The sequence below is a fragment of the Tenacibaculum sp. M341 genome, from assembly GCF_004337695.1.
In the GTDB taxonomy this organism is placed as follows: domain Bacteria; phylum Bacteroidota; class Bacteroidia; order Flavobacteriales; family Flavobacteriaceae; genus Polaribacter.
In genome coordinates, this window is sequence record NZ_SJXJ01000001.1 from 85,219 (window position 1) to 97,891 (window position 12,673).

The following is a 12,673-nucleotide window of genomic DNA, read 5'->3' on the forward strand; positions in this document are numbered from 1 at the left end:
ATTAAGATTAATGGGGTCCAATTTATGCTTGGAATAAAAAGTTAATATCATGAGCCAATTAATCTTTTGTTAGCCTATTGTAAATAAAATTTAACAGAAGAAAGAGTGTGAAACAAAAAAAGACCGCTCTAAAAGAGCGATCTTAAAAAATTAGAATAAGTATATAGTTATTTCTTGATAAAACGTTTCGTAACTGTTTTACCGTTAGAAGTAAACTTCACAAAATATGTACCAGCAGAGAATTTAGAAACATCAATAGCTGATTTTTCCATTACTTTCTTCTCTGAATTGTAAACTCTTTGTCCAGTAATAGAGAAAATAGATACTTGCTCAAAATCACCATTTAATATCTCAATATTTAAACTATTAGTTGTTGGATTAGGATATAATTTGATGTTTCTTAAAGAAGTTTCTGTAAACTCTATTAATTCCTCTCCAGGAGTTTCTGATTTTACATTATTAGCAGATTTGCTAATATTTACTTGGTAGTCTTCAACTTCACCGTAAGTAAACGTTTCACATGCAGTTGGTATACCATTATATTTCATAGATACACGCATAATTGTAGCACCAGCAATTGCAGAACTAGGTATTGTAAATGTTCCTGAGTTAGTTGTATTGTTAGAAGCCGCTTTAGACCATACTAATTCACCTGCATCAGCAAAATCACCATCTCTGTTATAGTCAATCCATACAGCATATCCTTCGTTATATACAGTACCTGTCCAAGTTGGAGTTACAGTAATTGTATTTGTACCACTTAAGTTTGTTGAAATAGAAGTATAGTTTCCGTATCCACCAGTTTCAGGACCAGTAGTGTTATCAATACTTCCTAATTGAACTCTAGAAATATATTCATCATTTGTATTGTTTCCGTTAGAATCACAATAACCAGTTGGAGGAGTAGAAGTATCACCACCACTTCCAGCTTCTAAATTAATAGTGTAATCTTCAACTTCACCATAAGTAAAGTTTTCACAAGAAGTAGGAATTGCATTATATTTCATAGAAACTCTCATTCTAACAGCAGCTTGAGAAGTACCCGTTGGTATAGTAAAAGTACCACTGTTACTTGTGTCTGTTGAAGGAGATTTAGACCATACTAATTCCCCAGCATCTGTAAAATCACCATTATTGTTATAGTCAATCCAAACAGCATACCCTTCAGCATAGTTAGTACCAGGCCATGTAGGAGTAACATTTATAGTATATTCTTGTCCTTCTGTTAAGTTTGTAGAAATACTAGAAAAATCAGAATAGAACTGAGCGCCAGAATTGTTGTTAATTGTATTTAAGCTAACATTACTAATAAATTCATCACTTACATTGTTACTTAAAGAAGCACAATATGTAACAGCAGGACCATCTAATGTTGTAAAAGTAGTACTAACTCCACTAGAAGTATTTCCAGCAGCATCTTGTGCTACTACAGTTACTGTGTAAGTAGAAAGAGGAGATAATCCAGATATATCAAAAGTAGTACTAGCAGACGTTCCTATTTGTGTACTACCTTGAGAAATTAAGTATTGAGTAACACCAACATTATCAGTAGCAGCTGTCCAGTTTAAAGTAGCGCCAGTAGCAGTTACATTAGAAGCTGTTAAGCTAGATGGATTTGTAGGAGATTCAGTATCTGGTGGTCCAGCAGGTACCATTTCAAACGTACCAACAACTCCTTTTCTTCCATTATTCATATATTCAGTAATATACCAGAAAGTACTATTATCAGAAGGATCTACATCTACTTTACTATAATCACCGTAACGAGTACCAGGAATATTAGCGTTACCATTAGCTATAAGACCTTCAGCAGCAGTCATAGTTCCTAATGGATCTCCGTTAGATCTACCTGTAAAATAAGAACTAACTCTAACTGTAGAAGAAGTAGATGGACCAGACATAGAAGTATATCCCATACCAATATTACCACTAGCATCCATAGCTAAACTAGCATTCCACGCATGTCTACCATCAGGAGCAGTGTAAGTACCTTCTTGATATAAAGACCAAGGTTGGTTGTCTGCACTTTGACGGAATTCCATCCAACGTACAGCAGCTAATTTTCCACTAGATGCATCTGCATCTACAACAAAGTTAAATACCGCAGAATTGTGAGTAGCAAACTTTCTAAATTGGGCTTGATTCATAATTGTAGCTTGTAAGGCATCAATAGTTGCACCACCACCTGGTTGTGATAAGTTAGAAAAACTACCACCATCAAATACACCAATAAAAGGAGTTACAGGAATTTCTAAAGGAGTATTTGTTATAGTTGAGTTACCTGGCGTATCCCAATCTACATCAATAGTCCAAACTTTAACGTGATCATTTGATACACCACTCCAAGCATCATCTTGCATGTATACAACAGTAGCACCACCAGTAGCTGGGAAATTATTATCTGTTATATTTAATACTTGTGGGCTGTAAAAACCGCTAGTTGCAATACCAGGTAAGTTAAAACTTAAAATACCAGGATTTGATTCTCCAGCAAGTACAGCATCTCTTTCTAATACCCAAACTCTGTTTGAGCTGTTTGTGTTATCTGTTAAGTAATAACCATCACTCCAGATAGATAATTTTTGGTAATCGTTAATTTGAGGAATGTTGTAAACAAACCATCCAGAAGTTAAAGGGTTAGCGCCATCAGATACAGCTATTTGTGCACCTGCACCACCACCGTTTAAGAAAGATAATATCCAACGATCAGCGACATTATCATAAGAAACAGTTAAATCACAACAACCACCAGAAGGGAAGATTGCTGGGTTAGGAGCGGTTTCACCTAATAATTCGTTACCAGCTTTGTCATAAATCATAAATCCTGTGTTGAATACAACAAAAACATGGTTTGGACCAACAGCTAAAGAAGGGTCTGTAGGTTGAGAGTTAGATGAATAAGTGTCAAATACTAATCCGGCATTAGCCATTTTTACACTTTGCTCTTTTGGATTTCTGTTTCTAACAAAAAAGTCATCCTTAGTTTGAGGATCTTTACCAGCTACAACAACTCCTCCCATAGATCTTTTGTCTTTAGCTTCTTTTTGAACATTTAAAAAAGGAACTAAGTCGGCAGGTCTACTTAATAAAGGAGAAACGTACTCTACAGAAGGTACTTTTCCACGATAAGAAGGGGTGTTTTGAGCCTGAATTTGTGCTATCCCAATAATGCAGCACAAGAATAAAACAATAGATAATTGTTTTTTCATAATGATAGGGTTTTGGTTAATATTGATGTAAAACTAATGAAAAAACCTGAATTAAATCATTGATTTGATTGTTAAGTTGTTAAATATTTAACTATTCATGAATTTTTGTTTTATTTTTTGTTAATGCATAAAAAAAGGTCATCAATTTTGATGACCTTTAAAAATAAGAATGTGTTATTTGTTTATTTTTTAATAAATCGTTTTGTGACAGCTTTACCATTAGAGATAAACTTCACAAAATATGGTCCGCTAGCGAATCTAGAAACGTCAATAGTTGATTTTTGAACCACTTTTTTGTCAGAACTGTATACTACCTGTCCTGCAATAGAGTATATAGTTACATTTTCAAATTCTCCATTTAATATTTCAATACTTAAACTATTTTTAGCAGGGTTAGGATATAGCTTGATATTGTTTAAAGAATTTTCAGTAAATGATTTTAATTGTTCACCAGGAGTAGGAGTTGTTTCTTTTACAAAAGGATTTGCAACATTGTCTCCACTAATGGTTACTTGATCAAAGTATACTCTATCAGCATTTCCGCTGGCATCACAACGAAAACGGAATCTATTATTAGCATTAAAATCGTAATCAGCTGCATTTAATGTAATAGTATCTGTAAAGAATTCATCATTGTTATAATTTGTACCAACTACATACTGACCAATAACTTGATAAGAAGTTCCATCAAAGAATTCTACAAAGAAATCTTCATTAGCTTCAAAGCTATTAATAAAAGCAAAAAACTCAAAAGTCACCTCATTGTTAGCTGATAAATCTAATACAGGAGATTGGGTATTTGAAGTGTTAGTATCATCTCTTAAACGAATAGAGAAGCTACCATCATAAGAACGAGCTGCATTGTTTACACGCGCACAATCACTACCAGGATCACTCCATCCTTCAAAACCGTTCTCAAAGCTATAACCAGCAATTACACCAGGATTTCCGCCACCACCTGTACCAGTTTCTAAATTAATGGTATAATCTTCAACTTCACCATATGTAAAGTTTTCACAAGAAGTAGGTATAGCATTATATTTCATAGAAACTCTCATTCTTACAGCAGTTTGTGCTGTACCAGAAGGAACAGTAAAAGTACCTGTATTAGTTGCATCTGTTGAAGGAGCTTTAGACCAAACTAATTCACCACTATCATCAAAATCGCCATTATTGTTATAGTCAATCCAAACAGCATACCCTTCAGCATAGTTAGTACCTGTCCAAGTAGGGGTAACGCTAACAGTATATTGTTGACCTTCATTTAAATTAGTAGATATACTAGTAAAATCAGAATACACTTGAGCACCAGAATCATTATTAATAGTATTTAAAGTTACATTGCTAATAAATTCATCATTTACATTGTTACTTGAAGAATCACAATAATTTACAGGTATAGTACCATCTAATGTTGTAAAGGTAGTACTTACACTACCAGAAGTATTACCTGCTGCATCTTGTGCTACAACAGATGCTGTATAGGTTGTTAAAGGTGATAATCCAGTAACATCAAAAGAAGTAGTTGAAGAAGTTCCTACTTGATTTCCGTTGATTGAAATTAAATAATTAGCTACTCCAACATTATCGGTAGCAGCAGTCCAACTTAATGTAGCACCAACCACGCTGATATTAGAAACAGTTAAGTTTGAAGGATCAGTTGGGTTTTCAGTATCAGGTGGACCAGCAGGAGCCATTTCAAAAGTACCTACAACTCCTTTTCTTCCGTTGTTCATATATTCAGTAATATACCAGAAAGTACTGTTGTCAACAGGATCTACATCTACTTTACTATAGTCACCATAACGAGTACCAGGAATATTTGCATTTCCATTAGCAATAAGAGTTTCAGCAGCTGTCATAGTACCTAACGGATCACCATTAGATCTACCAGTAAAGTAAGAACTAACCCTTACTGTTGAAGAAGTAGTAGGACCAGACATTGAAGTATATCCCATACCAATGTTACCGTCTGCATCCATAGCTAAACTAGCATTCCAAGCATGTTTTCCATCCGCAGCAGTATAAGTACCTTCTTGGAATAAAGACCAAGGTTGATTGTCTCCACTTTGACGGAATTCCATCCAACGAACACCAGCACGTTTTCCACTTGAAGAGTCTACATCAACTACAAAATTAAACACTGCTGAATTGTGTGTTGCAAATTTTCTGAATTGTGCTTGATTCATAATAGTAGCTTGTAAGGCATCAATAGTTGCCCCACCACCAGGTTGGGGTAAGTTAGAGAAACTTCCGTTATCAAATACACCAATAAAAGGAGTAATAGAAATCTCTTGTGGAGAGGATACTGTTGAACTAGAGGTATTTGACCAATCAACATCTATCGTCCATACTTTTACATGATCGTTAGAAACACCAGACCAAGCATTATCCTGCATGTATACTACGGTAGCTCCACCAGCAGCTGGTAAATTATTATCTGTAACATTTAATACTTGAGGGCTATAAAAACCACTAGTAGCAATGTTTGGTAAATTAAACCCTAAAATACCTGCATTGGTATCACCAGCAAGCATTGCGCTTCTTTCTAAAGCCCAAACTCTATTAGAGCTGTTTGTGTTATCTGTAATATAATACCCATCACTCCAAATAGATAATTTTTGATAATCGTTGATTTGTGGAATGTTATAAATATACCATCCTGAAGTTAATGGGTTTGGACCGTCAGAAACGGCAATTTGTGCACCACCTCCTAAGAAAGATAATACCCAACGATCAGCAGCATTATCATAAGAAACAGTTAAATCACAACATCCACCCGAAGGGAAAATAGCCGGATTTGGAGCAGTTTCACCTAATAATTCGTTTCCTTGCTTGTCGTAAACCATAAAACCAGTATTGAATACTACCATTACATGATTTGGACCTACAGCTAAAGAAGGATCGGTAGGTTGAGAGTTAGATGAGTAAGTATCGAATACTAATTTTGCATCCGCCATTTTTACACTTTGCTCTTTTGAGTTTCTGTTTCTAATGAAAAAATCATCTTGAGTTTGAGGATCTTTTCCAGCCACTACAAGTCCTCCCATAGACCTTTTGTCTTTGGCTTCTTTTTGAACATTTACAAAAGGAACTACATCTGAAGGTCTGTTAGCAATTGGAGATACATACTCTACTGAAGGAATTTTTCCGCGATAAAAAGGTTTGTTGGGTGTGCCTTCTTGTGCCATAACCATAATAGACAACAAGAACAAAACAATAGATAATTGTTTTTTCATAATAAATAGGTTTAGTTAATTAATAGTTGTTATCACGTTTAAAAGACGAGGACAAAAAACAGCGTTTTTTGTTTTTAAAATCAGGGTTTTTAATTTTAAGAAAAAAATTAAACGTGATAATGATTAGTATAAAGTTAATGAAAAAAAACAATATAAAAAGCTGTTTTTTAGTGGTTTATTTTGTTTTTGGTGTTTTTTTAGAGTGAAAAAAGTATGTTTTTTACAGGTTTATTACGGGAAGTAAAGTGATGCAAAAAAATCAAAAAAGCTTATAAACACTACGAAAATAGATTGAAAATAATAGAATAGAGATTATTGTTTAAGTAGTAGTACTATATGTTATAGTTTTGTATTTATAATCAAAATACATCTACAAAAAGTAAATGAAGCATTTTATATTATTATTTTTTACAATAAGTTTATTGGTAAACTGTTCTGGAGAAGAAAAAACAGATCAAGAATTATTGAAATTAGATAAGAAGGCGCTTAAAGAAAGTTTATCTTCTTACAAGATTTTTCCTTATAAATTCGTTAAAATAGCCGTAAGATCTACTTTTACAGAAGACAAGCATTCAGAAGAATTTCAATCATTCAAATCAACATTAAATAAGCTTTCAGGTAAGTTATTGAGTCACGATATAAGTGAGCCTAAAAAACTTTCAATATTAGATTATATATCTGTTTATAGAGATTATAAGAAAATGGAAAACTTTATTATTAAAACAGATGAAGATCAGTTTCCTACAATTACTGATGCATTGAATATGATGTATGGTGATTCTATAAGCAGACAAAGACCTTATTATTCGGGAGAAGCTAAAGAATTTGTACAAAGTTTAGAGCATACTGTTTTAAGTACAATAGCTATTGCAGGAAAAAGTATTGGTAAAGAAATTTCTTTGTACGAATGTTCAAAAACAAATCCTGATTATTTACCAGATTCAGAGATTAAAACGTTGTTACATTATTTCAGAGGCTTATTATTTTTTGAAAAAGGATTGTATTATTTGTCTGAAGATGAAATTTCAAGAAATATAAAATGGCTAGAGAATAATAAAGGTATTGATTTACCTTACAGTAGAGAGATATTTGAATGGGGGAATTTAAATAACGAAGAAACCTATAAAGGTGTGCATGGTTTAAATCATTTATTTAGAGGTTTTGATCGTTTGATGATGGATAGAGAGATTGATGAAGAGCGTGCGCTTAAAGATTTTGAAGTTTTTTTAAAAGATGCAAACGAAATAGGTTTAGAAAATGAAATTATTTGGTCTGTTGAAACGTATTTGTATTTAAAAAATGAGCAAAAAGAAAAAGCTATTGCTTCATTAACAAAATTAAAAACAAGTAGTTTACTATCATCTAAAGAGAAAAGTAAAATAGACGAATCTATTGCTTATTTACAAGATAGAGATGCTGAAAGCCTTTTAAATGGGGTGTATGATAAGTATTTTTTAGCAAAAATAGCAACAAAGTATATGTTCTCTAAACTAGCAGAGGTAGAATGGAAAAAAGTATTGAAAGAGCAAAATGTACCTCATGTTGATGAAATGTTTGTAGTTATTAATAATGTAGCTTATTTAATGGATAATATGAATTTATACATGACCAAAGAAGGTATAGAAGAGGTAGGTGAAGATTTAAAGAATAAAGGAAAAGATTTGTTTGATAAAGCTAAAGGATTAATGGATTAATAATTATGAAAAAATATTTTAAAATAATAGCATTATTTCTAATAACCTTTACAGGTTGTAATGAAGCACAAGAAGTAGAAAAATCAATTTTAGAATCTTCATTTAAAGAATGTTTTTTTGAAGAAGGAGGGACATACTTGAAATTTGAAAAAGCATTAATTATAAATGGATTTATAGTAAATAATTCAGCGCAAGAGTACCATCGCTTTTTTTCTGAATATTATCCTTACAATGAATATAAAACAGAAAAAGAGATAAAGAAAAAGTATAAGCTTGCTACTATAATTAATCAATATTTTAAAAATTTAGATAATTTAGAGTCTTGTTCTTCTATTCTTAAAAAAGAAGATATGTCATCAAAATTACCATCACAAGTATTACAACTTTTAAAGGTTAGAAATGAGATAGATGAAATTATAATTTCTGGTGAAGTACCCAAAGAATGGGATGGTTACTCTAATTTTTCTGAAGCATGGAAAGAAAATTTAAAAAAGGATTGGTTTACAAATTTAGATGTGAAATATATGTCAATCGTTTTTATTTATAGAGAACTAAATGTATATTCTATAGATAAAATGAAGAAAGACATAGCTTCCTCTAAAATTATTTTTGGAGAGCGAGAAGTAATTGAAAAGAAAGATGAACAAGAAAAGAAAAATGATAATGATTTAGAAATAATTGTTGTAGAAGATGATGAATCTGTAGAAGGAGAAATAGCTGAAACAGCTATAGAAGAAGAAGTTGAGTATGATGAAGTCATTGGAGCAACAGTAAAAAGCAATGAATTTTCTAATGAAGAAACAAAAACAAAAGAGGATTCAAAAAAATATGAAAGTTATGAACACGAACCGAATGAGTATGTGAGGTATAATAATTTAAATTGGACTAAAGTTCCTAAAAAAATATGGAAAGAAAAATATATAACTTCTTTAGATTTATATAATAATAAACTAAGAACCATTTCTAATGATATTGGAAAACTGATAAACTTAGATTATTTAGAACTTAAAGATAATGAGTTGATTTCTTTACCTAGTAAAGCTTTTAAAAAGCTAAAAAAATTAGAAGTACTTAGAGTAAATAATAATAAACTGACAGAAGTTCCCAAAGAAATAGGAGATCTTAGTGTATTAACTCATTTAATTATAGAAAATAATAAACTTTGTAAAATACCAGAATCTATAGGTAAATTAAAAAAAATAGAAGTATTAGATTTTACTAATAATAAATTAACATCACTTCCAGATACTATAGGAGATTTAGAATCATTAGAATATTTATTATTATCTGATAATAATTTAAAAAAATTACCTAGGTCTATTAGAAGTTTAGATAAGCTAAAAGTTTTAAGTATAAAAAATAATCCTTTATCAGATAAGGAAAAAGAAAATATAATTCGATTACTACCTGTTAATTGTAAAATATATTTTAATTAAAACGATTAATTCCAATTATAAAAATGAAAAAAATAGTTCTACTTATTTTACTATCCATCTTTGCATGCAGTAAAAAAGAAAGTTTTAAATACAATTTAGCAGCTATTAATACAGAGGAAAAACTTGATAGTTTGTTGACGGTATTGGCTCCACAGGATAGCATTCTTAAAGGATATCAACAGATTTTTTATACAGAAGGAATGCATTACAATGAAATACCGATTGAAGAGTTTAGAACATATAGTAAAGGTGATGGTTATAGTTTTTACACTAAAAAATATGTTGACAAATCAGACTTGTTAGAAAGTATAATGAATGAAGAAGGAGAATATACAAGGATTAAGGATTTATATACATCTAAAGAAGAGGATTCATTATATCATTGGAATAATAAGTACAGAGAGATAAATGTTGATTTTGATGAAAAAGGAAGAGGAGATGTTTTATGTTCTTTTTTTAAAATTTATTATTCTCCAATAGCTAATGTGTTTGAAAAAGTAAAGAAAACAAAAAAACAATTTCTTTACACACTTATAGTTAGACAAAAATATTCTGAAAGTACTTTGTTTGTAAATGATATCAATGTTACAGATGAAGAAGGAGAATACAGAAGAAGTGTCGACTTAAATCCATACATACTAAATAATGATGATATAAAAATTACATTTTTAGTACCTAAAGAAGCAGTAGACGATGATGTGGAACTTTTTTTAAGAAAAGAAGTTAATTACGAAAGAGAAGAAGAATCTTACATGAATAAGAAAATAGAAGATACAGATGATCCTAATTTAAAAAAGGTTGTTTATTTATTTAAGAATGAAGTTCCATATAGTTTAAAAGGATGGAATGAAGGTCAGGATTTAACTAAGGTTGAAAATTTAGGCGATAAAATTCATAATTTATATAAAAACTTAGGAGAAGCTTTAAAAGAAAAAGATGAAGAATTAATAAATAAGATGATGTATCAATATGAGGTGGAGACACATCAATTTAATTATGTTCAAAATCATGAACTTTCAAGAAGAACTTGGGAGAATTGGTTAGAATATATGAGAGAAACTTATAAATATACAGTATCAAAAAACTTTGATATTCAGATAAGTCCAGACAATAGGTTAGGTTTTGCTTTTTCAAAAGATTTAGAAAGTATGTTAATCACCACAGGTAAAGAGGAGAGTGAGGAATTTGATTATTTTTTCTATTTACCTAAAGGAAGTAAAGAATTGCAAATAATAAGATAATGGTTATGAAAAGAATTATAAAAATTAGTGTAACTGTGTTGTTAGTTAGTTTTTTATTTGGTTGTTCTTCATCAGCAGACACAAAGGATAATGAATATTTATCAAAAATAGACGAAACTTTTGAAGGAAAAAACTTAGAACAGGCAAAACAAGAAGTGTCTGAATTGCTAAGTACATTTAAACCATTTGTGTCTTTTAATAAAACTTTTGATAGAGAATCAGAATATATAGCTAAAGAAGATGAAGTGTATGAACCTGAATTTATAAAAGATAGTGTATTTGTAAAAAAAGCTATGAATCAGTTTGAAAGTCAAATTGTTTTTAAGCAATCGTTTAATGAATATAAGAACAAGGTAAAACTGGAGTTTAAAAATGATTCTGAAAAGGAATTGGTTAAACTACCAGAACATATTAAACAAAAAATTAGTCCAAAAGTAATTTATTATAAAAATGGAACTCAAAAAGATAAAGATTTTGAGGATTACACGATTACTGGTTTAGGAATGGAAGATAGTTTTGGAAAAATGAGTTTTATCGATAGTATTCAACTAAACTATAAAGTTAAGTATGTATCAGCATTTGATGAAGTTGAAATTTCAAAAGATACTCAAGAACTAGATTATGAAAAAGGTAAAATAATTATAGAGGATTTAAAAGATAATTACATCTATTTTAAAACCAGTGATACAATAAAATCACCAGTAAAAATTCAAGCTTATAATGAAGGAGGAAAACCATTGGATAATGTAGCTTACAGTTATTCAGGTGCAGAGAAATCTGTGTCAGAAGAGAGGATAGAAAAATTAGTAAATTTCTTAGAAAACTTAAAAGAAAAATTAATAGATGAAGACTTTGCTTCAATGGATGATTTAAAAAGTTATTTTAAAAAGAATGTTTCAGCTTTTGATTATTTTAAAGACGAAGATGGTTATTTTCATAGGTATTTATACTTCAAAGGAAATATAGACAAGGTTAAATTATATTTTCCAACTGAAACTAAACTTAAAAACATCTCTTTTACAGCTGTAAATGATACAAAATTTGGAGATAAAATAATGATGCCAGTAAATGATAGTGTGTTGTTCTTTAATAATAAGTTAGAAAAAAATTTAAGTGTAAAAAATACAGATCAAGATCAGTTAAGTGAAACTTTTTTTGAAGATGATGAGTATTATTATCACTATGATTTTATAAAAAAGAGAATAGATACTTTATTGGTATACAAATTAAAAGTTTTTGAAAATGGATTGGCAGCAATTCAAGAAAACACAAGTAATGACGATTATGAGTTATTAAGTGCTGATAATGTTAAGTTATCGAATGAAAAATTTGAATATTTATACGAAAAAGGAAATGTTTTATTTGGAGAGAGAGATGATAAATATTATTTCATCTCAAGTTCAGGAAAAGAAAAATTATTAAAAGATGTTACTAGTTTCAAAGAAATGTACGATGATAATTTCTGTATAATATTTAATAAAGAAGGAGAGAAAGGAATAATAAATCATTTAGGTAAAATTATAGCTCCAATTAAATATGCTGATGTCAATGATTTTAGTGAAGGTATAGCTTGCTTAGAGAATTCAAGAGGATTTTATGGAGGTGTTGATAAAAATGGTAAAGTTGTAATACCGTTTAAATATAACGAATCGTTTGAGTTTAAAAACGGTTTAGCATTGGTTGAATTAGAGTATGTAAAGAAAGTAATAGATAAAACTGGTAAAATTGTTATTGGTAGTAGTGATACAGAACAAAATCCTGAAAGTGTAGAAGAATTAAAGGAAGGAGAAACGGTATACTTTATGTTTAAAGGAAAGAAGTATGATAGTAAAGGTAAACTGGTAGTAGAATAAG

General features: G+C 30.3%; 6 protein-coding genes. 4 read left to right on the forward strand and 2 right to left on the reverse strand.

Features of this window, described 5'->3' with window-relative positions:
• Positions 1–167: 167 nt before the first annotated feature.
• Together EYW44_RS00325 and EYW44_RS00330 are read right to left on the reverse strand one after the other, a co-directional pair.
• On the reverse strand, positions 168–3,209 hold the full coding sequence (locus EYW44_RS00325) for a GEVED domain-containing protein (protein WP_132721237.1): 3,042 nt from the start codon (positions 3,207–3,209) through the stop codon (positions 168–170).
• A gap of 182 nt (positions 3,210–3,391) precedes the next feature.
• Positions 3,392–6,448 carry a T9SS type A sorting domain-containing protein gene (locus tag EYW44_RS00330; RefSeq protein WP_132721239.1) on the reverse strand — a complete coding sequence of 1,019 codons (3,057 nt, stop codon included), beginning with the start codon at positions 6,446–6,448 and terminating at the stop codon, positions 3,392–3,394.
• Positions 6,449–6,831: 383 nt separating this feature from the next.
• Here EYW44_RS00330 and EYW44_RS00335 point away from each other — a divergent pair, with 383 nt between their 5' ends.
• The 4 genes from EYW44_RS00335 to EYW44_RS00350 are packed head-to-tail and all read left to right on the forward strand — an operon-like array spanning position 6,832 to position 12,672.
• Entirely contained in the window at positions 6,832–8,142 is a 1,311-nt protein-coding gene (locus EYW44_RS00335; RefSeq protein ID WP_132721241.1) for a short-chain dehydrogenase, read from the forward strand.
• Positions 8,143–8,147: 5 nt separating this feature from the next.
• Positions 8,148–9,578: a leucine-rich repeat domain-containing protein gene (locus EYW44_RS00340; RefSeq protein WP_132721243.1), complete on the forward strand. Its 1,431-nt coding sequence runs from the start codon at positions 8,148–8,150 to the stop codon at positions 9,576–9,578.
• Positions 9,579–9,601: 23 nt separating this feature from the next.
• Positions 9,602–10,819, forward strand: a complete 1,218-nt coding sequence (locus tag EYW44_RS00345) for a hypothetical protein (RefSeq protein WP_132721245.1) — start codon at positions 9,602–9,604, stop codon at positions 10,817–10,819.
• Positions 10,820–10,824: 5 nt separating this feature from the next.
• Positions 10,825–12,672, forward strand: coding sequence for a WG repeat-containing protein (locus tag EYW44_RS00350; protein WP_165872122.1), 1,848 nt, complete (start codon positions 10,825–10,827; stop codon positions 12,670–12,672).
• The last annotated feature ends 1 nt before the right edge of the window (position 12,673 follow it).